The organism is Pseudomonas sp. C9 (assembly GCF_002000165.1).
Lineage (GTDB): Bacteria > Pseudomonadota > Gammaproteobacteria > Pseudomonadales > Pseudomonadaceae > Aquipseudomonas.
Map to the genome: position 1 here is coordinate 2,373,454 of NZ_MPAK01000001.1, position 22,741 is coordinate 2,396,194.

Genomic DNA, 22,741 nt, shown 5'->3' on the forward strand with positions numbered 1-22,741 from the left:
AATGGCTCAATAAGCGATGCGAATGTCGGCGAAATCCAGCTCGCGTGCGGTTTCCGGCGACTGGCCTTCATCGAACAACAACCGATGAATGCGCCGCGCCGATTCCTGGAAAGCCACGCCGCCAAGGCTGTGCAAATCGTATTGATGGCTGTGGACTTCCGCCCGCACGCGCCCAGGGTGTGGCGACAGCAGCAGAATGCGATTGCCCACCACCAGCGCTTCTTCGATGGAGTGGGTGACGAACAGCAACGTGAAGCGCACCTCCTCCCAGAGCAGCAGCAATTCTTCCTGCATCTTGCGGCGAGTCAGTGCATCGAGGGCAGCGAAGGGTTCGTCCATCAGCAGGATTTTCGGTTGCATCGCCAGCGCCCGGGCAATCGCCACGCGTGCTTTCATGCCGCCGGACAACGTGTGCGGATAGGCATCGGCAAACGCCGCCAGACCGACCTTATCGAGGTAGTGCAGCGCCCGTTCTTCAGCCTCTTTGCGCTTCAGGGTTTTCGACGCGAGCAGCGGAAACATCACGTTCTGTTTGACGGTTTTCCACGGTGGCAGTTGATCGAATTCCTGGAACACCACGATCCGGTCCGGCCCCGGTGCGCTGACGGTCTGGCCTTGCAGGCGAATCTCGCCTTCACAGGGCTCGATGAACCCGGCGACCGCTTTGAGCAACGTCGATTTGCCGCAGCCGGAAGGGCCAAGCAATACGAAGCGGTCCGCCGGGTCGATTTCAAAACTGACTTGATGGGTCGCCCGAACCACACGCTGCGGCGTGCGGTATTCGAGGCTGACGTTGTCGACCGACAGCAGCGCCTGGGCTGCCGTGGCCGGATTGCTGACCGTGTGGCCTTGCAAAGGGGCGTTCATTTCGATCAGCTCCCTTGCAGTGGCTTGGTGTCCTGGAAGAAGTAGTCCTTCCACGAATCCGGTTTGTTTTTGATCGCGCCGACGCGGTAGAGGAATTCCGCCAACGGGTAGGTATTTTTCGGTGTGATGCTGAATTCGAACTGTGGGTTGTCGATGATTTTCAGCAGCGCAGCGCGGTCGATTTTCGCGTTGGTGACCCGGATGTAAGTGTCGGCGGCCGCGCCTTTATCGTGCTGAACAAACTCGGCCGCTTCAGACAGCGCGGCAATGAAGGCCTTGTAGGTTTTCGGGTTCTCGTCTCGGAATTTCTCGGTGGCGAACAGCACCGTCGGCGAGTTCGGGCCGAGCACGTCATAGGAGTTCAACACCACGTGGACGTTGGGATTGGCCAGCTCCTGATCCTGGAACGGCGGGTTGGAGAAGTGCCCGGACAATTCGGTGCCGCCGGCGACCAGCGCGGCCGTGGCATCCGGGTGCGGAACGGCGATGGTGTACTTGTCGAGGCGATTGAATTCCTTGTCGCCCCACTGCTTGGCAGCTGCGTATTGCAGGAACCGCGATTGCACCGACACCCCCACCGCAGGCACTGCAATGCGGTCCTTTTCGGTGAAATCGGCGATGGTTTTGACCTTGGGATTGTTGCTCACCAGGTAGTAAGGGAAGTTGCCGAGGGAGGCCACAGCCTTGACGTTCTGCTTGCCGTGGGTGCGGTCCCAGATGGTCAACAGCGGGCCGACGCCCGCGCCAGCGATATCAATCGAGCCGGAGAGCAGCGCATCGTTGACCGCCGCGCCGCCGGACAATTGAGTCCAGTCGACCTTGATGTCGATGCCTTCCTGCTTGCCGTACTTCTCGATCAGGTTCTGATCGCGCACCACGTTGAGCAACAGGTAGACGATGCCGAACTGCTCGGCAATGCGAATTTCACCTTCGGCGTGGGCCGCGGTCGGCGCCACCAGGCTGCCGGCGATCAGGCTGAAACCCAGGCCGATGGCAGCTGCCAGCGGTGCAAAGGGAAGACGTTTGGACATGATCAAATCTCCGACAAATCAGAAAGGCGCGTCGCCCTGGATGGTGGTGCGATACAGCTTGCGGCGCAGATGGCTTGGGCATCCGGCGGCAAGGTGAATCAGCGAGCGGTTGTCCCAGAACACCAGGTCGTGGGGCTGCCACTGATGGCGGTAGATGTTTTGCGGCAACACGCTGTGGGCGTAGAGCTCGTCGAGCAGTTGCTGGCTCTCGTCTTCCGGCAAACCGACGATGCGGGTGGTGAACCCTTCGCTGACAAACAACGCCTTGCGGCCGTTTTCCGGATGGGTGCGCACAATCGGATGAACCACTTCGGCGACCTGAGCCAGTTGCTCGGGCGTCAATGTCGGGCGCCAGTTGCCTTCGAATTTGGTTTCGCTGTAGCGCGCCGTGTAGGAGTGCGCCGCCGAGCGGCCTTCAACCGCATTGCGCAAGGCTTGCGGCAGGTTGTCCCAGGCTTTGTGCATATCGGCGAACAAGGTGTCGCCGCCCTCGGACGGCAGCTCCTGGGCGTGCAGCATCGAACCCAGGCTGGGCAGTTCTTTGTAGGAAAGGTCGGAGTGCCAGAACTTGCCAGCGTCGCCGAGACCGATGGATTGGCCGTTTTCGATGATGTTGGAAACGATGAGGATTTCCGGATGCCCGGCCAGCAGGAATTGTTTGAGCACGTGAATCTGCAACACACCAAAACGACGACTGAAGGCGATCTGCTGCTCGGGGGTAATGCGCTGTTCGCGGAACACCACGACGTGATGATCCAGGTGCGCGCGGTGGATGCGGGCAAAGTCCTGGTCATTGATCGGGCGAGACAGGTCGAGACCGATAATTTCGGTACCGACAGCGCCACTGAACGGGCGGATATCGAAGGTCTGTGGCGCGATGCCTTGAGCGGCATGCCCTGAAGAGAAAGAGACGGCTGACATAAAAATCACTCCCACGCACGGCACGCTCAAGGGCGCGCACGTCGATCAAGAAACTCACGGAGGTCCCGTGTTGGTTCGTGTCGTGCGGCGCGCCGATTGGTCGGCGGGTACGCAGGAGAGTGACTTTATAGATATAAGAATTGAAATTTAAATACCGTTAGCGAATAACGATATGGCTTTTGAGGTGTGTTGTCCTTGGCGCCGCCATCGCGAGCAAGCTCGGCTCCTACAGGAATTACCGGCGGCATTCCCACGCAGAGCGTGGGAATGATCATAACGCGATCCCTGTAGGAGCCGAGCTTGCTCGCGATGAGGCCGGCAGCCACAACCGGGAACTACCGCTCGTGCAGCGCCTCAGCCCGCGCCCGAATGATCGGCTTGAGCAAATAGCTGAGCACCGACTTCTTGCCGGTGATGATATCCACCGACGCCACCATCCCTGGAATGATCAGCAGCGGCTTTTCATCTGTCCCCAAGTGGCTGCGATCGGTGCGCAGCTTGATGATGTAGTACGTGGTTTTCTTGTCTTCATCGGTGATGGTGTCGGCACCGATCTGTTCGAGCTTGGCTTTGAGCCCACCATAAATGGTGTAGTCGTACGCCGTGAACTTCACCGTCGCCTCTTGCCCCGGGTGCAGGAAGGCGATGTCTTGCGGGCGGATTTTTGCCTCGACCAGCAAGGTGTCGTCCAACGGCACGATTTCCACCAGGTCGCTGCCCGGCTGGATGACCCCGCCAATGGTATTCACCAGCAACTTGTTGACGATGCCGCGCACCGGCGATGTCACCAGCGTCCGGCTGACCCGGTCTTCCAGCGCTTTGCCGGTGGCCTGGGCCTTGTTCAGATCGGTGCGCGCTTCGTTGAGTTGAGTCAGGGCTTCACTGCGGAATTTGCCGCGCGTCTCGTCGATCTTGCGCTGCACTTCCTTGATCGCCGATTCGGCGCGAGGAATGGCCAGCGTCGTGGCGTCCAGTTGCCCGCGGGTTTCGACTTCGGCGCGCTTGAGTCGCAACACCTCGACCGGCGACACCGCACCCTGGGCCACCAGCGGCTCGGACATGCTGATTTCCTGACGTTGCAACGCCAGACCATTTCGGTACTGCGACTGCTTGGAGGTGAACTCGCGCAGCTCTTGCTGACGCTGGATCAACTGCTCCTGCAAACCACCGATTTCATCGTGCAGTTGCTGGCGACGGCTGGTGTACAGCGACTCTTCACTGGCGGCCTGACCGGGTACGGCTTTGAGCACATCGGCCGGAAAATTCAGCGGTCGGTCGTCGACTTCCGCGCTCAATCGCTCCACCCGCAGCAACATCGACAAGCGATCCGCTTCGGTTTCACCGACGTTGGAGGCAAAGCGCGTGTCGTCCAGGCGAAGAAGCGGCGCACCCGCCTCAACGATCTGCCCTTCCTTGACGAACAGTTCGGAGACGATACCGCCTTCAAGGTTCTGGATTTTCTGGATCTTGGACGAAGGAATCGCCTTGCCGTCGCCCTTGGTGACCTCATCGATCACGGCGTAATTGGCCCAGAGCATCAGGAACACGAAGAAGGCGATGATCGCCCAGATCGTCAGCCGCACCACACGCGGGGCGTCTTCGATCAGGGCTTTTTTAACCTCAGGCAATGGCTGCTCATGCAGCGACTCGGAGCCTTTGAAGTAACGACCGATAGAATCCTTGAAACCCGTCTTAAGCAACACTGATCTGCCCCTTCTTCAACGCTTCCATCACGGCGGCTTTCGGGCCATCGGCGAGAATCTGTCCACGGTCGATAACGATCAGGCGGTCCACCAACGACAACAGTGACGCCCTGTGCGTGACCAGCACCACGGTCTTGCTTTCAATCACCGCCGCGAGGCGTTGTTTGAGGCGTTCTTCGCCGGTGTTATCCATGGCGCTAGTGGGTTCGTCGAGCAGCAGCACCGGCGGGTCGAGCAGCAATGCGCGGGCCAGCGCAACGTTCTGGCGCTGACCGCCGGACAGGTTCTGCCCACGCTCACCGACTTGCAGTTCATAGCCTTGCGGGTGCAGGCGAGCGAACTCATGCACGCCTGCCAGTTCGGCGGCTTGCAGGACCAATTCGTCTTCGACATAACGTGCGCCCGACACCAGGTTGTCGCGCAAGGTGCCTGCCAGCAATTGGATGTCCTGGGCCACGTAGCCGATGTTGTGGCGCAATTCGCTCACGTCGATCTGCCGGATATCGACGCCATCCACCAACAGCGCGCCGTCGTCCGGCTGATACAGCCCAACCACCAGTTTGGCCAGAGAGCTTTTGCCCGAACCGCTGCGCCCGATGATGCCAATCTTCTCGCCCGGTTTGATGGTCAGGTTGATGTTTTTCAGCGCCAGGTTCTGCTGGCCCGGGTAGGTGAAATTCAACTGCCGGCACTCGATGGCACCTTGCAGTGTCTTGCGGCTCAGTGGGCGCTCTTCGAAGTTGCGCTCTTGCGGCAGCTCCATCATTTGATCGACCGAGGTCATGGTCACTCGCGCCTGCTGGTAACGGGTCAGCAGGCCGGACAACGAAGCCAGCGGGCTGAGGGCGCGACCGCTGAGCATGTAGCAGGCAATCAGGCCGCCCATGCTCAGGTTGCCGGCGATGATCTGGTACACGCCGAAGACGATCATGATCACCCCGGCCAGTTGCTGGATCAGCAAGGTGATGTTCATCGCCAGGCCGGAGAGCATTTTCACCCGCAGTTCGAGGCGACTGAGGGTGCCGATGGTCTGCTCCCACTGATACTGGCGTTCGCTTTCGGCGTTGTTGACCTTCACCGCGTCAAGGCCGGCAAGGGTTTCGATCAGGCTCGATTGCCGCTCGGCGCCCAGGGCCATGGTTCGTTCCATGGTCGCCACCAGCGGTTTCTGCAGGGCATAACCGATCAACAAGGCAATCGGGAATGCCAACACCGGAATCCACACCAGGTGCCCGCCGAGAATGGCAATGACCATGAAGATCAGCAGTGTAAACGGCAGATCGATCAGGCTGGTCAGCGTCAGCGAGGCGAGGAAGTCGCGCAGGCTCTGAAACTCATGGATGTTCTGGGCAAAGCTGCCGACCCGGGCCGGTCGGTATTTCATGGCCATACCGACGATGCGCTCGAACAACGTGGCGGAGATGATCAGGTCGGTTTTTTTACCGGCCAGGTCCAGGCACAAGCTGCGCAAGCTTTTGAGGATCAGGTCGAACAAATAAGCGCCAGTGATGCCGATGGCCAAGACCCACAGGGTCGATTCGGCCTGGTTCGGTACAACGCGGTCGTAGACGTTCATCACGAACAGCGGCGCGGCCATGGCGATGATGTTGATCAGGAAACTCGCGGCGATGGCGTCGGCGTACAGCCAGCGCGAGCGCTTGAGGGTGTCGCGAAACCACGAGCGCGCGCGCGGGATCAGCGTGCCGTGATTGACGTCGAATTTATGCTGGGGTTGGGCGAAAAACACTTTGCCGGTGTAGTCGTCGGCCAGCAATTGGCGGCTGACAACACTTTCGCCACCATCGCTTTCGCTGAGCAACACGCGAGCCTGATCGTCACCCTGCCAGCCGAGGAGAACGGCGCTGCGACCCTCCTTGAGTAACAGCAACGCCGGCATCGCGATCGCCGGGATCTGCTCAAGCTTGCGTTGCAACACCCGCCCTTGCAGGCCGGCGCGCGCGGCTGCGCGGGGCAGCAATTCGACGCTCAGGCGTTGCTTGGGCAACGGCAGGCCGGTGGTCAACATCGCGGCGCTGGCCGGCTTCTGATGCAGAGTGCAGAGGGCTAGCAAGCCATCCAGTAACGGATCGTCATGCAGCGTGCGTGGATCATGGATGAGTTCGACTCGACTGACTTCTGATTCCACGCTCGACACTCTTGGCTAACGGTAAAAAGGGAGGACTCAATTCATCCCGGGGAGCTGAACCTGCGGCTTCACGTTGTTCCGCACAATGGCGGCCAACAGTGCGACCACTCCCTGGCCCTTGAGCAACTTGCCCATGGTCGCCTTGATTCGGTATTGAGTAAATAAATGAATGTTTTTGATCTCCGCGGATTATTGACGCCCCACTTCACTGGACGTCGAAAAGCCGTCGAAAACCTTTTGTGACAAACGCAAATTCGACTCGCTACGGTTCAGTGTCTCCCAACGACTATTATTTGAAGCCTCTCGCGTAGTGACGTTGTCACTGTCGTCACGAACATAACCGCCCAGCAGGTCAACCCGTGGAAGGTATCCCCCTTTAACCGCCTTTAACTGATAATCCGCGGCTAATCGACTATTAACACCTGCCTGGATTTCCGAATGGACATCCAGCGCCTGTTGCATGGTCTGCGCAATGGCTGTGCCTTAACAAACGTGGCGGCTAGAGCGAAGGGTAAAGCCTTGAACAGTTGCAGACGGACGGTTCGAATTTCCCGCAACTACTTGTCGTGAATCACCTCACAACGCACGGCCGCGGCGGATGATGGCATCTGGCGCGACCGTATGTCGGAAAGTTTAAAGTTCGAACTGGATCACACTCGGCAGGACAACTCTGCAGGCAAATATCAATGTGACATTACGGGGTCGAGTGTTTAGGATGACAACTGCAAGGTCAATAGTTTGGCATATAGTTAATAGCGAAAAAACATAGACGGTTTATTGACGAATAACCGCGTCAAAGTTGCGTCTACCCTGTTTCAATGTACGCCAGGACTGGTCAGGCAAAAGAGCCGGCAGGTCATGGAAGTCAACTGAATGCGTTACCCGGAGAGTCTTCAATGAGCAGTGTTGTTGCCATCGTCAAAAGCATTGTTGGTCAAGTTTTCGCGGTGTCCCCTGAGGGCGTCCGTCGTGTACTCATTGAAGGCGATCGGCTGTTGGTTGGCGATCAGATAGACACTGGCGCATCGGGTGCCGTAACGCTCGAACTGGCTGATGGCCGGACCCTGGACCTGGGCCGCGATACCCAGTGGAGCGGCAGCCAGCCAGACACCGGCGCCGACCTTGCGCAAGCAACCGCTCAAGCCGCGCCGTCGGTTGACGAACTGCAACAAGCCATCGTGGCCGGTGCCGACCCGACCACCGACCTCGAAGCCACCGCCGCCGGCCCTACCGCTGCCGGCACGGGCGGCGCGGCAGGTGGGGGCCACAGTTTCGTGATGCTGGATGCAACCGCTGGCCGGGTGGACCCGACCATTGGTTTCCCGACCGCAGGCTTTGGCACCGCGGCTTTGGCTGCACAGGACACTTTCGGCGGCCAGACAGCCGACACCAACCCGAACCCGCAACGTGAGTCGACCCTGAGCCTGAGCGCCACGCCGACCATCACCGAGGCCGGCGGCGTACTGGTTTACACCGCGACCCTGACCCAGGCGCCGCTGACCGACCTGACCATCACCTTGTCCAACGGCGCAGTGATCGTCATCCCGGCCGGCCAATTGACGGGCACCGTCAACGTGCCATTCGCGCCGAACGACACCGTTTATAACGACCCGACCCAGATCGACGTGACCGTTACCGGCACCACAGGCGGCAACGGCATCATCGTCACCCCGCCGACAACGCCAGCCGTGACCCAGGTCACCGACACCGTCGACACCACCACCGTCACCCTGAGCGCTGCCGCCAGCGTGACCGAAGGTGGCGTGATCACGTACACCGCGACCCTGACCAACCCGGCTCAGACCCCGGTGACCATCACCCTGTCCAACGGCTCGACCATCACCATCGACGCCGGCAACACCACGGGCACTGTCAACGTGCCTACCGCCGCCAACGACGTCTATAACAATGGCAGCACCGTCACCACCACGATTACCGGCGCCACGGGCGGCAACTTCGAGAACCTGGTGCCGAGTACGACACCGGCCGTGACCACCATCACCGATTCCAGGGACGACACAGGCCTCAGCCTGTCGGCGTCCTCCGAAGTGGCCGAAGGCGGCCAAATTCTATACACCGCGACCCTGACCAACCCGGCGGGCACCCCCGTCACCGTTACGTTGAGCAACGGTGCGGTGATCACCATCGCGGCCGGCGCCACTACGGGCAGCGTAAGCGTTCCGGCGCCAGCCGATGACGTCTACAAAGACGCCGGCAAAGTCGAAGTCACTATCAAGGACGCCGCAGGCGGCAACCTCGAAAACCTGGTCACCGACCCGGCGGCAGCAGTCACCAGCGTCACCGACACGATCGATACCAGCACCGTGTCGCTGACCGCCACCGCCGACGTTGCGGAGGGGGGCACGGTCGTTTACACCGCGTCCGTTACCGCGCCTGTGACCGGTTTGCCAGTGGTTGTGACCCTGTCCAACGGCCAGACCATCACCATTCCCGTCGGTGAAAGCAGCGCCAGCGTGAACTTCACTGCGCCGAACGATGCACTGGCCGGCGGCAGCTCTCTGAGCGTCACGATCGACGACGCCAAGGGCGGTAACTACGAGAAGCTGGAAGTCGACGGCAAGTCGGCGGACACCTCCGTCACCGATACCCAGGACACCACCACAGTCAGCTTGACGGCAACTGAGTCGGTCGCTGAAGGCGGTTCCATCGTCTACACCGCGAACCTGACCAACGCTGCCGGCACGGCCATGACCGTGACCCTGAGCAACGGCGCGGTGATCAACATCGCGGCAGGCGCCACCAGCGGCTCCGTGACCTTCGCCGCACCGAAAGATGACGTTTACAAAGACGCCGGCCAAGTCGAAGTCACCATCAAGGACACCACGGGCGGCAACTTCGAAAATCTGGTCAAGGATCCGTCAGCCGCAGTCACCAGCGTGACCGACACCGTCGACACCACCACCGTCTCTCTGACCGCCACCGGCAACGTCAACGAAGGTGGTTCGATTGTTTACACCGCGACCCTGACCAACCCGGCCGGCACGCCAGTGACCGTGACCCTGAGCAACGGCGCGACCATCACCATCGATGCCGGTAAAACCACCGGCACCGTCAAAGTCGATGCGCCGAAAGATGACGTCTACAAAGACGCCGGCAAAGTCGAAGTCACCATCAAGGATGCGGCTGGCGGCAACTTCGAAAACCTGGTCAAGGACCCGGCCCCGGCCGTGACCAACGTGGCTGATACCACCAACACCACACGCCTGAGCCTCAGCGCCGACTTGGTGGTCCTTGAAGGTTCGCACATCACCTACACCGCGACCCTGAGCAACGCCGCGCAAACCCCGGTGACCATCAAGCTGAGCAACGGCGAGACCATTACCATTGCCGCCGGCCAGACCAAAGGCTCGGTGACCATCGCGGCGCCGAGCGACGACGTCTACCGCGACCCTGATCTGCTCACCGTGAAGATGACCGACGCCAGCGGCGGCAACTTCGAAAAACTCGACGTCAGCAAGGTACCCGTCACCACCCTCGTCGTTGACACCATCAACACGACGTCGCTGTCCCTGTCGGCCAGCCACACCGTCAACGAAGGTGGCCAGATCACCTACACCGCCACCCTGAGCAACCCGACAGACACGGCCATGACCGTGAAGTTGAGCAACGGCGCGGTCATCCAGATCGCCGCCGGCGCGGCCAGCGGTTCGGTCAACTTCGCGGCACCGGCTGACACGCCGTACGTCGATGGCGGCAAAGTCGCAGCGATCATCGTCAGCCAAAGCGGTGGCAACTTCGAAAACGTCGCGGTCAATTACACCCCAGCGGTGACTACCGTCACCGATACAACAGACACCACCGGCCTGAAACTGAGCGCCACCGCTTCGGTGGCCGAAGGCGGCACTATCGTTTACACCGCGACGCTGACCAATGCCGCCGGCACCGCCATGAGCGTGACCCTGAGCAATGGCGCGGTGATCCATATTGCCAAGGGTGCGCTCACCGGTTCGGTGAACTACGCCGCGCCATCGGATGACGTTTACAAAGACGCCGGCCAAGTCCAAGCCAGCATCACCAAGACCTCGGGCGGCGACTTCGAGAACCTGGTCGCCGACAAGACACCAGCAGTCACTGACGTCACCGATACCATCAACAATGTAGTTGCCAAACTGACGGTGGATAACTCCAGCGTCACCGAAGGCGGCCAGATCACCTACACCGTGACCCTGACCAACGCCGATGGCCTGCCGGTCAACAATCACGGTGACCTGAGCTTCACCCTGACTGACGGCACCGTGGTTAACATCGCCGCTAACCAAATTAGCGGCAGCACCGTGGTGACCACCCAAGACAACCACTCCGTTAATCAGCCGGTGACGGTGGTTAATCAACTGACGGGCGTCACGGGCACCAACAACTACGAAAACCTGGTCCTCGGCACCGACAAGACCAGCGTCACCATCACCGACAACGACCACGCGCCAGTCTCCGCTGGCGGTGCGGTCACCGGCCTCGAAGATTCGACCATCACCCTGAGCTGGAACGACTTCAAGGTCACCGACGTCGATAACGACAGCCCGTTGGGCATCACCATCACTCAGGTCGAGGGCGGTGGCACCCTGTTCTTCAACGGCGTGCCGGTCACCTTGGGCCAGACCATCAGCCAGGCCGATATTGCCGCAGGCAAACTGACGCTCCACCCCGGCGTCAACGAATCAGGCGCGGACGGTTACGGTGGTTCGGACATCGGCAACAAGGCAGTCGACTACGCGCAGATCAAGTTCACGCCTACCGACGGTTTCAACCAGGGCACTGAAGCGACGTTGAAAGTCGACATCACCCCGGTGGCGGATTCGCCAACGCTGAACGTCGCCGGCAACAACGTCACTTCAACGGGCTTGATCAAGGACGTCTGGACCGGCCTGTCCGGCCTTGGCACCAGCGGGAGTGGTGCGCCATCCGATACGCTGAAATCGGTGATCGATGCCGCCGGCAAACCGAACAGCAGCAGCACCGTCAGCAACGTGCAATCCAGTGGCGACGTTGCCGCCGGCACCGCGTCGAAAACTTCCGGCCTGATCTACCTCGAAGCCGGCAAGACTTACACCTTCAGTGGCACCGGCGATGACAGCCTGCTGGTGACCATCGGTGGCAAGAACGTGGCGGCCATTACGTGGGGCGCGGGTGCGAACTTGAACGGTTCGTTCACCCCGAGCACCAGTGGTTACTACACCCTGGACATCTACCACCACAATCAGAATGGCCCGGGCAACTATGACGTCAACCTGTCGGTCAACGGTGGTGCGGCAGTCGACCTGAGCAGCGCTGGCGTGCCGCTGTACACCGGCGTGGCGGATCTGGCCGCTGCCGGCGTGACAGTTTCCGACCTGCACGGCAGCAATGGCGAAGGCTATTACGATGGCTACAAACTCAACGAAGGCGCGCAAGGTACCAGCGTTCATCTGTCCGCCATCAACACGGCGCTGACCGACACCGACGGCTCCGAAAGCCTGAGCGTGAAAATCAGCGGCATCCCGGCGGGCTCGGTACTCACCGATGGCGCCGGCCATACCTTCACCGCGACCGCGACCTCTGGCGAAGCCAACGTCAGCGGCTGGAACCTCGGTTCTCTGACCCTGACCCCGCCGGCGTCCTACACCGGCCAGTTCAACCTGACCGTGACGTCGACCTCCACCGAGTCCCTCGGCGGTTCGGCGCCAAGCACCGCGACGATCCCGGTCACGATTTACCCGCCGGCTTCCGTCAGCGAAGTGGTCGCGACCCTCACGGTGGATAAGACCACCGTGGCTGAAGGCGGCCAGATCACTTACACCGTGACCCTGTCCAATAAAGACGGCATCGCCATCAACAGTCACGGCGAACTGACCTTCAAACTGTCCGACGGCACCCTTGTCACCGTGCCAGCCGACAAGACGTCCGGCTCGTTCACCATCACCGCCCCGGACGACATTCTGATGGGCGGTCAACCGTCCATCGTCAACAAAATCGAAAGCGTCAGCGGTGCAGATCACTTCGAAGAACTGACCCTGAGTCAGAACTCGTTGAAAACCAATGTGACTGACGAAGCCGGTTCGGGAACCTCAATCGACAACCACGGCGACCAGGTCGGCATCACCATCGTCGGCAACGGCGCGGTGCTGGAAAACCAGGCCCCGAGCTTCACCGTCAAGCTCGACAAGGCCCAGGATGTTGCCCTGACCGTGACGTTGAGCAACGGCCAGACCGTGACCTTCGCCGCGGGCGAAACGGAAAAAACCCATACCCTGTCGCCTCAGGGCGAAGACGTCTACAACGACGGCAGCACCGTGACGCTGGGCATCAGCGGCGCGACTTCCGGTGGCACCGCACTGGAAAATCTGGTGATGGGTAACCCGGCGTCGGTGATCATCACCGACACCACCAGCGAAGTCATCGCCAAACTGACCGTGGACAAAACCACCGTCACCGAAGGCGGTCAGGTCACCTACACCGTGACCTTGACCAACAAGGACGGCATCGCCATCGGCAACCACGATGCGCTGACCTTCAAGCTCACCGACGGCACCTTCATCACCGTGCCGGCCAACAGCACCAGCGGTTCCGCGACCGTGGCCACCCATAACGACGTGTACACCGGCGGCCAGCCGTCGCTGGTCAACAAGCTCGAATCGGTGACAGGCAGCGGCAACTTCGAAAAGCTGACCCTGAGCGACACCCAACTGACCACCACGGTTACCGATGAGCCTTCGGACCAAGGCGACAGGACCACCGTGGGTATCAGCGGCGACACGTCGGTGAACGAAGGCCAGGCTGCGCATTACACACTGACCCTGAGTAATACCGCTCAGACCGATGTGTTCGTCACCCTGAAGTACAGCGGCACCGCGACCAATGGCGTGGACTACTCCGGTGTGCTCGTCGTCAAGATTGCGGCCAACAGCAATAGCGCCGGGTTCGATATCAACACCGCGCATGACAAGCTGGTCGAAGGAACCGAGAACTTCAAGGTCACCATTGATTCGGTCAGCGGCGGCAACTTCGAGAACCTGGGTATCGACTCGGGCCACAAAGATGTCAGCACAAACATCATCGACAACGACCACGCGCCCGTCTCCGCCGGCGGTGCGGTCACCGGCCTCGAAGATTCGACCATCACCCTGACCTGGAACGACTTCAAGGTCACCGACGTCGATAATGACAGCCCACTGGGCATCACCATCACTCAGGTGGCGGGCGGTGGCACCCTGTTCTTCAACGGTGTGCCGGTCAGCTTGGGCCAGACCATCAGCCAGGCCGATATTGCCGCCGGCAAACTGACGTTCCGCCCCGGCGTCAACGAATCAGGCGCGGACGGTTACGGTGGCTCGGGCATCGGCAACAAGGCCGCCGACTACGCGCAAATCAAGTTCACGCCTACCGACGGCTTCAACCAGGGCACCGAAGCGACCCTGAAAGTCGATATCACCCCGGTGGCGGATGCGCCAACACTGAACGTCGCCAGCAACAACGTCACTTCGACGGGCTTGATCAAGGACGTCTGGACCGGCCTGACCGGCCTGGGCACCAACGGCAACGGCGCGCCAACCGATACGCTGAAATCGGTGATCGATGCCGCCGGCAAACCGAACAGCAGCAGCACCGTCAGTAACGTGCAATCCAGTGGCGATGTTGCCTCTGGCACCGCCTCGAAAACCTCCGGCCTGATCTACCTCGAAGCCGGCAAGACTTACACTTTCAGCGGCACCGGCGATGACAGTCTGCTAGTGACCATCGGCGGCAAAAGTGTGGCCAGCGCCTTGTGGGGCGCGGGTGGCGGCTTGAACGGTTCGTTCACCCCGACCACCAGCGGTTACTACACCCTGGACATCTACCACCACAACCAAAGCGGCCCGGGCAGCTATGACGTCAACCTGTCGGTCAACGGCGGTGCGGCAGTCGACCTGAGCAGCGCGGGCGTGCCGCTGTATACCGGCGTGGCGGACCTGGCGGCTGCCGGCGTGACGGTTTCCGACCTGCACGGCACCAACGGTGAAGGCTATTACGATGGATACAAACTCAACACCGGCGCCGAAGGCGCCAGCGTTCATCTGTCCGCAATCACCACGAATCTGACCGACACCGACGGCTCCGAAAGCCTGAGCGTGAAAATCAGTGGCATCCCGGCGGGCTCGGTACTCACCGATGGCGCCGGTCACACCTTCACCGCCACCGCGACGTCCGGCGAAGCCAACGTCACCGGCTGGAACCTCGGCTCCCTGAGCGTGACCCCGCCGCCGTACTACAACGGTCAGTTCAACCTGACCGTGACGTCGACCGCCACCGAGTCTCTCGGCGGCTCGGCGCCAAGCACCGCGACGATACCGGTCACGGTTTACCCGGCGGTCTATAACGCGGTCACAGCCACGGCAGCCAGTGACACCCTCACCGGCACTGACGGCAACGACATCATAGTCGCCGACATCGGCGGCCTGACCGTGGTCCCAGGCACCAACTACAACATCGCGTTCATGGTCGACAGTTCGGGCAGCATGAGTTCGTCGTCGATCAACGCCGCCAAAGACTCGCTGACGTCGGTGTTCAACACCCTCAAGCAGAGCATGGGCGGCAACTCAGGAACGGTGAACATCTTCCTGGTGGACTTCGATACCCAGGTCAACAGATCGGTATCGGTCGACCTGAAAAATCCGGATGCCCTGACCTTGCTCAAATCGGTACTGGACTCGATGTCGTCCGGCGGCGTGACCAACTACGAAGATGTATTCAAAACCACGGCCAACTGGTTCCAGAGCGCCGCCGCCGTGGCCAACACCGGGGCGAAGAACCTCACGTACTTCATCACCGACGGCCAGCCGAACTACTACCAGACGGGCGAGCAGCCCAACCCGACGCTGTACGGTAGCGTGAAGCTCGATGACGTGGTGAAAACCAGCAATTACAAGCCGGGCGATACCTTCTCCACGACAATCGACAGTACTCACAAACTGACCATCGACAGTGACGGGTTTGCGACGCTGTACACCTTGGTAGGCTCCAAGAACTGGAAAGCCAGCGACGTGGGCACCATTCACGCGCAGGGCGATGGTACTTACGAGTTGTCGACCCTGACGGACAGCGGCAATACACAGACCCTCGTCGATAACTCCACCTCCAGCTTCGCGCTGCTGAGCAATGTGTCCAACGTTGAAGCCATTGGTCTGAACAAGGGTGTCACCCTTACCGACCTGAAACCGTACGACTCGGACCATGCGCCGCAAACCAACATTGATCCGAGTAACCTGGCCAACTCGATCATCGGTCACACCGAAGCGACACAACCAGGTTCCGACACGGTCAATGGCGGTGACGGCAATGACATCCTGTTCGGCGACCTCGTGAGCTTCAACGGCGTTGCCGGCGAGGGTTATCAGGCGATGCAGGCGTTCGTTGCCCAGCAGACCGGCGTCGACGTCAGCAAAGTCACCACCAGCAACGTGCACCAGTTCATCACCGAGCACTACACCGCGTTTGATGTGTCCGGCGCCCATGACGGCAGCGACACATTGTTGGGCGGCGCGGGTAACGACATCCTCTTCGGCTCGGGGGGCAACGACAACCTCGACGGCGGCAAGGGCAATGACATCCTGCTCGGCGGCACTGGCAACGACTCGCTGATGGGCGGCCAGGGCAACGACATCCTGATTGGCGGTTCGGGTGGCGACACCTTCGTGTGGAAGTCTGGCGACACCGGTAATGACGTGATCAAGGACTTCAAGGCCAGCGAAGGTGACCGCATTGACCTGGGTGATCTGTTGCAGGGCGAGAGCGGCAGCACCATCGACAACTTCCTGAAAATCAGCACCGTCGATGGCGTGTCGTCGCTGCAAGTCAGCTCGGGCGGCAAGTTCAACTCCGGCGACGCGGCAGCCGCGACACCGGACGTGACGATCAAGCTCGAAGGCAACAACTGGTCCAGCGCCAACATCAACTCGTTGATTGCCGGCAGCGACCCGACCATCAAAATCGACCACAACAATAGCTGATCAAACGAAAAACGGCCGCCCTTATGGGGCGGCCGTCACGTTTGCGACCTTCACCACGGTGACGATTTCGTCGCCGCACCGCATACTCGCGTCCAGTTGGCCTATGCTGCTGACAGCATGACGCTGGTCCATTTCTGAGGGATGCTCAATGTTCTACGTGCAACGCGATGCGCAAGGCCAGTTAGTGCGCGTGGAAGCCGCGGCCTACGCCGAGGCCACGGAAACGCTGCCGGCTGACCACCATGAAATCCAGGCCTGGTATGCCAACGAAGTGATGGAGACCAGCCTCAAACAGCTCAAGCAGAGCGACCTGGAAATGATCCGGGTACTCGACGACTTGATCCAGGTGCTGACCAGCAAAGGCGTGATCCGCGTCACCGACCTGCCGCCAGCGGCACAGGCCAAGTTGATGGACCGGACCCAGGCCCGTGAAGCCTTGGGCGGATTGAGTCATTTGATTGATGATGAAGAGACGGGGTTGATCTAAGGCCCCGCCTTTTTTGGTGTCTGTTCTGGCGCCATCGCGAGCAAGCTCGCTCCCACAGTTGATCTTCAGTGAACACAGTTTGTGTGAACGACTGAAGTCCAATGTGGGAGCGAGCTTGCTCGCGATGGCGGCCTTCAATTCACCTCAAAACCATCCCGCTAAACCTTGACCGACCCCGGCGCCAACTCTGGCGATTCAAGGAGATCCAGCGCTCGCTCCACCAATAAATGAACCCCATCGGCCATTCGGCTAATCGCTAGCGCAACGCAGCGGCGTGAGCCTTCTACATCGTCTGCAAGATCGGCGGCGATGGCGCTGATGGAGCGCAGGTCTTCGGAGGCGTTGGCGAGAAGGGCTTCGGTGGGGATGTCGGGGGAGACGGTGAAGAGATGGCCTCTGCGGGGAGAAGGCGGATTTGGCGTTACTTTGAACATAAGAAAAACTCCTAAACAGTAAGTTGAGACCGTCACCGTTCACTTGCACGCGAATAGGGTGGCGGCCGTGCGCAGGTGTGCAAGACCGGGACTGTTTAGGACACCCAGCAGATCCGAAGATCTCCTGCGCGCAGCCGCCATAAAGCAGCGAGCATACAAATGCTCATCGTGAGATATGGCAATACGCAACCTAAACAGTTTGGTCGGACTTGCACGTCCGTGTCACCGAATTTTCAGTGACAAAGCCAGACTAGACCTGCGCATTACCCGGAACAAGTTCACCAAAACCGACGCAACTCGCAGGAAATCTCCTAGGAATTTGCCTTCAGATTTTTCGGTGACTGCACTGACGCCATCGCGAGCAAGCTCGGCTCCTACAGGGATTTCGGTCGTTCCAGATCGTTCCCACGCTCCGCGTGGGAATGCCTCAAGGGACGCTCCGCGTTCCGGTTCCAGCCTCGCCACCGGCATTTCGCCTGGCACCGATGTGACGCAGAGCGTCACGGGCTGCGTTCCCACGCAGAGCGTGGGAACGATCAAGAACTAGCCTGGCAATCCTTCCGAACCCGGCGCCAACTCTGGCGATTCAAGGTGATCCAGCGCCCGCTCCACCAATAAATGAACCCCATCGGCTATCCGGCTAAGCCCCAGCGCTAAACAGCGGCGTGAGCCTTCGACATCGTCTGCAAGATCGGCGGCGATGGCGCTGATGGAGCGCAGGTCTTCGGAGGTGTTGGCGAGAAGGGCTTCGGTGGGGATGTCGGGGGAGACGGTGAAGAGATGGCCTCTGCGGGGAGAAGGCGGATTGGGCGTTACTTTGAACATGGCGTGGTCTCAATGATTACAAAGAGGCTGACCCGGTTCGCTTGCACGCGAATAAGGTGGCAGCTATGTGCGGGGTGCAAGACCGAGTAACCGACGCCCTAACCTCGGCAGACCCGAAGGTCTCCCGCACACAGCCGCCATAAAGCAATCGCAACAAGCATGAAAAATGCCTGATGAACGGCCAGAGGCAGTGTTTGGATGTGGTTTTTACCCGGACTTGCACGTCCGTGTCACCGATTATTCAGTGACAAGGCCAGACTAGACCTGCGCATTACCCGGAACAAGTTCACCAAAACCGACGCAACTCTAAGGAAATCTCCTAGGAGTTTTCCTTCAGATTTCCCAGTGTTTGCACGGACGCCTTCGCGAGCAAGCCCGCTCCCACATTGGATCCCTGTCGTTCACAAATACTGTGTTTGCTGAAAATCCAATGTGGGAGCGGGCTTGCTCGCGAAGACGGACTGGCTGACGACTGATATCAAAAATTTATTGCCAAGGCTTGGGCTCACCAAACAACTGCCCCTGAACCCCATAGATCCCCATTTCCCGAATCACCGACAACTCCCCTTCAGTCTCGACCCGCTCGGCAATCAACGGCAAATCGATACTGTGCGCCGCGCGCTGGATCGCCTCGATGAACAGACGCTTGTCGCTCTCCTGATCAATCGCCCGAATGTACCCACCATCGATCTTCAGGTACGCCAACCCCAGCCGCGCCAGGTTGCCGATCATGCTGAAGCGGCCGCCAAAGCGCTGCAGGCTCAAGGAGAAGCCGAGTTCTCGCAGGCGCCGCGTCAGCTCTTCCAGCATCGCTTGCTCTGGCAGTTGTTCCTCGCCGATTTCCAGCGTCAGGCGCGGGCCCAGATTGGAATGGGCGCGCAAAATCTCGAAGATTTTATTCAGCGCCTGCGGATCGCCCAACGTCGCCGACGACAGGTTCAACGCCAGCGACTCTTCGTGGTCGGCCATCTGCTCAAGCACCAATTCCAGCATCAGTCGATCCAGCCGCGCGGTCCAGCCAAAACGCTCCAGCCATGGCAGGAAGCGCCCGGCGGGAATGGTCTGCCCCTGTTCGTCGAGCAAACGCGAAAGCACTTTGTAATGCAGCACCAACTGGGTGTCCTGGCTGGCCACGACCGGCTGGAAATACAACTGGAACCGCCGCTGCTCCAACGCCTGGTCCAGCAAGTTGTTCCACGCATGATGGTCATCGCCGACACTGGCCGATGCGCTGTGATCCAGGCACGCCCAACTCGGCTCGCCCTGGGCTTCCGCCTGGGCCAACGCCTGATCACCCAGCCCGAGCACCGCTTGCGGCGAGTCGCCATGAACGAAAGGCGCCAACCCGATCGACGCCACCGAGGCTACATCGGTGGCGCCTGTCGCATGCAGGCTCGCCAAGGCACTGTCGAGGTTCTGCGCCAGTTGCAACGCTTCTTCACGCACCAGCCCCGGCGCCAGCACAGCGAACTCACCGCCGCGAATCCGCGTGACGAGGTTTTGGGTTTCGGGGTACTTGGCACACTCGCGGGACAACTGCTCGCCCACGGCTTTCAACAACTGGTCGGTACGCTGGCCGCCCAACCGCTGGTTCAATCCGGCCAGGTCCTTGACCCGCAACAGCAGCAGATATCCCGAACTGGCCTGCTCCGGGTTGCTCACCCGGGCGTTCAATTGCATCTCGAAATAACGACGGTTGGCCAGCCCGGTCAGGTTGTCCTGATAGCTCTCGACCCGCAGTTTTTCACTGCGCTCGGCCTGCTCCTGGAACAGCGCCTTGAGCTTCTCGACCATCTGGTTCATTGCCTGCACCACGCGGCGCAGTTCCGGGGTGCGTGGCAGTTCCGGCAGGCTGAGGAACTCGCGGCGGGCGATGGCGTGGGATTGCTGGACCATGTAGTCCAGCGGCTTCAATTGCCGGCGCAACAACAACGCGCCCAGCGCCGCGCTCACAGCGCCGCAAAGCAACAACCAGCCCAGACTGCCCAACGCGCTCTGCCACAACTTGGCCAACGCGAACATCGGGTGGCTGACCACCTCGACCCGTGCCGCCTGCTCCCAGCCCCGGCTGACAATCGCATCGCCGCCCGCGGCTTCAAGGCCGATCATTTTGACGAACCAGTCCGGCACGTTGTTCACCGCCGGAATCCCGCTGCGTTCGACGATGGTTTTGTCGTTGCTCAGGTCGACCACGCGGATGTTCGCGTAGTAACCGCTGTCGAAAATCGAGCTCACCAACAGCTCGACCATCGCCGGGTCGTCGATGTTCGGCGTCAGGGACAGCGCCAGTGCCGTCGCGGCGTCCTGGGCGTGGGAGCGCAACTGGTTGACGTACTGCGTGCGCGAGCTTTCCAGACTGACCATGAAGCTACCGGTGAAGGCGACGACCAGGAACAGACAGATTGCGATCAACAGCTGTTTGAACAAAGACATCTGAGCGCGTGCTCCTAGTTAGTCGTTTCGACCGGGAAACCTTCGGCCTGCATTTTCTTCAACACGTCCTGCCAGCGGGACAGGCGCTTGGTGTCGCCGACTTTTTTATTGCCCTTGGCGCCGGGCAAATACAGACCTTCGGCATTGAAAGAGTAGACGGGTAACAGATCGGTCCGCTGGCTGGCTGGTTTTATCTCGTTGATCAGGCTGTCGAGCACCAGCGGCATGGCCTCGGGGCTCGAATAGTAGGTCAACACCATGTGCGCCCGATTCTGGCGCAACGCCTTGACGTAGGTGATGCGTAACTTGTCACTGGAGACGCCGAGATGACGCAGGCTGAAATACTTGGCAATCGCATAATCTTCGCAATCACCGGCGCCCTTCCACAGCGCTTCGATGGGCGTTTCCCAATAGTCGACCTCGTGCCACAGGTCGATATCCTCGACGTAACGCACCTGCTTGTTGAAGAACAGGTTGACCACTTTGAGCTGTTCTTGCTCGCTGACTTGCTTCTGAGTGGCCAGCAAATGCTGCCAGGCATCGATCCGTTGCTGCCCTTCACCTAACGGTCCGTATAAGGCTTGCGCACGGCGGCTAATCAGCGAAAAATCCCAATCGGCCTGCAAGCCGCCCAGCATGAGGCCGGCCAGTAGCAGCGCACAGCACAGCCGGCGCAAAGTCCGTGGGATCGCGAAACGTACCGCCAATGCGAGGCATCCAGATCAGGCAAATGGTATTCGGTCGATGGTGCAGGTTAGCCCGATAAAAGACAATGGCACGGTGCAATCACGAACGGCACGCTAGACTTGTATTGTGATTGACATAAAAAGAGTGCGATTGAAAACCTGACTTGTTTGACAAGCTCCATTGCAGTCTCTAGTGTCCATTTGGATCCAAATATTTCAGTCGAATAGGGTGCGTAGTAGTGCCACAAAAGACCAACCCTCTCAGCAGCATCAAGGTCAGCGGGCCTATTCCCGCCCACCTTGCACGTTCGGTGATCGAAGAAACGCTGCGCGCGGCGATTCTCGATGGACGCATCCCTTGCGGCACTGCATTGCGCCAGCAAGACCTGGCCGATTTGTTCGGGGTTAGCCGCATGCCCGTGCGCGAAGCCTTGCGCCAGCTCGAAGCCCAGGCGCTGCTCAACGTAGTCGCCCACAAAGGCGCCGTCGTCGCACCGCTGGTGCAGGGCGATGCGGTTGAAACCTATGCACTGCGGATTTTGTTGGAATCTGAAGCGCTGCGACTGTCGATTCCACTGCTTGAGAAAGAAGACTTCGAAGCAGCGGCCCGTCATATCGACGACATGGAGACAGAGCACGACTACTCGGAGATCGGTCGGCTCAATCGCCTGTTCCACATGTCGCTGTACGTCAAGGCGCCTAACCGTCGCCTTCTCGGTCTGATAGAAGAAGGGTTGAACGAGGAAGAACGCTTCCTGCGCTTCAACCTCGAAGCGATGGGCTTGGGCAAACTGTCCCAGGATGATCACCGAGCGATGTTACTGGCGGTGGAAGACCGCGACATCGAGCGCGCGGTAACGATGCTCGAGAATCACCTCAATCGGGGTGTCGAGGTCATTACACGCTACCTCGCCAGCCCTGAAGCGCTGAACAAGAAAACCTCCCGGTAAACCGTTCTGGCAAGTTGAGCGAGCAGATCAAACTGCTCGTTTTCGCTTGTCACGACGGCGCAGAACCCCACGCTAAAGCCTTGCCCTCGATTTCCCCCTCCCAAGCCCCGTTATTGCACTGAGAAGATGACATCTCAGCGATAGCGGCTGCCGTGATTTACGCTCACTCTTGGACTGCCAACAACCAATGAACGGGCGACGCTGCGCACCTGTGCAACAGTCCCCGCACCAAGAACCTAAGGAAGGAGTCTTGTCACGGGAACGGAAGCACCGGCGTT

The 22,741-nt window shown here is 60.1% G+C and carries 12 protein-coding genes and 2 pseudogenes; 4 read left to right on the forward strand and 10 right to left on the reverse strand.

What is annotated here, in order from left to right; all coding sequences use genetic code 11:
- Window positions 1–6: 6 nt before the first annotated feature.
- From BMS17_RS11160 to BMS17_RS11185, 6 genes and pseudogenes are all read right to left on the reverse strand, one after another.
- The gene (locus BMS17_RS11160) at window positions 7–867 is read right to left on the reverse strand and encodes an ABC transporter ATP-binding protein (protein WP_046033210.1); all 861 of its coding nucleotides are present in this window, start codon (window positions 865–867) and stop codon (window positions 7–9) included.
- 5 nt (window positions 868–872) lie between these two features.
- On the reverse strand, window positions 873–1,898 hold the full coding sequence (locus BMS17_RS11165; RefSeq protein ID WP_077430942.1) for an ABC transporter substrate-binding protein: 1,026 nt from the start codon (window positions 1,896–1,898) through the stop codon (window positions 873–875).
- A gap of 18 nt (window positions 1,899–1,916) precedes the next feature.
- Entirely contained in the window at window positions 1,917–2,819 is a 903-nt protein-coding gene (locus BMS17_RS11170; protein ID WP_046033208.1) for a TauD/TfdA family dioxygenase, read from the reverse strand.
- Between the two features lie 335 nt (window positions 2,820–3,154).
- Window positions 3,155–4,522 (reverse strand): HlyD family type I secretion periplasmic adaptor subunit, encoded by a 1,368-nt coding sequence (locus BMS17_RS11175; RefSeq protein ID WP_046033207.1) that lies wholly within the window; start codon window positions 4,520–4,522, stop codon window positions 3,155–3,157.
- Window positions 4,512–6,668 carry a type I secretion system permease/ATPase gene (locus BMS17_RS11180; protein WP_077430943.1) on the reverse strand — a complete coding sequence of 719 codons (2,157 nt, stop codon included), beginning with the start codon at window positions 6,666–6,668 and terminating at the stop codon, window positions 4,512–4,514. Before BMS17_RS11180 ends, BMS17_RS11175 begins: the two co-directional genes overlap by 11 nt.
- Window positions 6,669–6,860: 192 nt before the next feature.
- Window positions 6,861–7,216 (reverse strand): annotated as a pseudogene (locus BMS17_RS11185) (TolC family protein); the annotation flags it as partial.
- Between the two features lie 348 nt (window positions 7,217–7,564).
- Between BMS17_RS11185 and BMS17_RS30920 the strand changes: the two are divergent.
- From BMS17_RS30920 to BMS17_RS11195, 3 genes and pseudogenes are all read left to right on the forward strand, one after another.
- A pseudogene (locus BMS17_RS30920) lies at window positions 7,565–12,700 on the forward strand (retention module-containing protein); the annotation flags it as partial.
- Window positions 12,701–12,703: 3 nt separating this feature from the next.
- Entirely contained in the window at window positions 12,704–16,648 is a 3,945-nt protein-coding gene (locus tag BMS17_RS30925; protein ID WP_371916724.1) for an immunoglobulin-like domain-containing protein, read from the forward strand.
- A 148-nt stretch (window positions 16,649–16,796) separates the two neighbouring features.
- Window positions 16,797–17,135, forward strand: coding sequence for a hypothetical protein (locus BMS17_RS11195; protein ID WP_007948790.1), 339 nt, complete (start codon window positions 16,797–16,799; stop codon window positions 17,133–17,135).
- A gap of 158 nt (window positions 17,136–17,293) precedes the next feature.
- On the opposite strand, the gene BMS17_RS11200 is transcribed toward BMS17_RS11195, so the two are convergent.
- The 4 genes from BMS17_RS11200 to lapG all read right to left on the reverse strand — a co-directional run bounded on the left by BMS17_RS11200 (window position 17,294) and on the right by lapG (window position 21,534).
- Complete coding sequence (locus BMS17_RS11200) at window positions 17,294–17,569, reverse strand: DUF6124 family protein (protein ID WP_046033204.1); 276 nt, start codon at window positions 17,567–17,569, stop codon at window positions 17,294–17,296.
- Between the two features lie 543 nt (window positions 17,570–18,112).
- Window positions 18,113–18,394, reverse strand: a complete 282-nt coding sequence (locus BMS17_RS11205) for a DUF6124 family protein (RefSeq protein WP_077430945.1) — start codon at window positions 18,392–18,394, stop codon at window positions 18,113–18,115.
- Window positions 18,395–18,880: 486 nt separating this feature from the next.
- Window positions 18,881–20,827, reverse strand: a complete 1,947-nt coding sequence (gene lapD, locus BMS17_RS11210; RefSeq protein WP_077430946.1) for a cyclic di-GMP receptor LapD — start codon at window positions 20,825–20,827, stop codon at window positions 18,881–18,883.
- 14 nt (window positions 20,828–20,841) lie between these two features.
- Window positions 20,842–21,534: a cysteine protease LapG gene (gene lapG / locus BMS17_RS11215; RefSeq protein WP_046033201.1), complete on the reverse strand. Its 693-nt coding sequence runs from the start codon at window positions 21,532–21,534 to the stop codon at window positions 20,842–20,844.
- Window positions 21,535–21,752: 218 nt separating this feature from the next.
- Between lapG and BMS17_RS11220 the strand changes: the two genes are divergently transcribed.
- A complete protein-coding gene (locus BMS17_RS11220) occupies window positions 21,753–22,463 on the forward strand; it encodes a GntR family transcriptional regulator (RefSeq protein ID WP_046033200.1) in 711 nt (236 codons plus the stop codon).
- Window positions 22,464–22,741 lie beyond the last annotated feature (278 nt).

Coding starts and splice junctions, on each gene's coding strand:
- BMS17_RS11205 (WP_077430945.1), bottom strand. CDS start 18,394: ATGTTCAAAGTAACGCCCAATCCGCCTTCTCCCCGCAGAGGCCATCTC.
- BMS17_RS11170 (WP_046033208.1), bottom strand. CDS start 2,819: ATGTCAGCCGTCTCTTTCTCTTCAGGGCATGCCGCTCAAGGCATCGCG.
- BMS17_RS11200 (WP_046033204.1), bottom strand. CDS start 17,569: ATGTTCAAAGTAACGCCAAATCCGCCTTCTCCCCGCAGAGGCCATCTC.
- BMS17_RS11165 (WP_077430942.1), bottom strand. CDS start 1,898: ATGTCCAAACGTCTTCCCTTTGCACCGCTGGCAGCTGCCATCGGCCTG.
- BMS17_RS11195 (WP_007948790.1), top strand. CDS start 16,797: ATGTTCTACGTGCAACGCGATGCGCAAGGCCAGTTAGTGCGCGTGGAA.
- BMS17_RS11160 (WP_046033210.1), bottom strand. CDS start 867: ATGAACGCCCCTTTGCAAGGCCACACGGTCAGCAATCCGGCCACGGCA.
- lapD (WP_077430946.1), bottom strand. CDS start 20,827: ATGTCTTTGTTCAAACAGCTGTTGATCGCAATCTGTCTGTTCCTGGTC.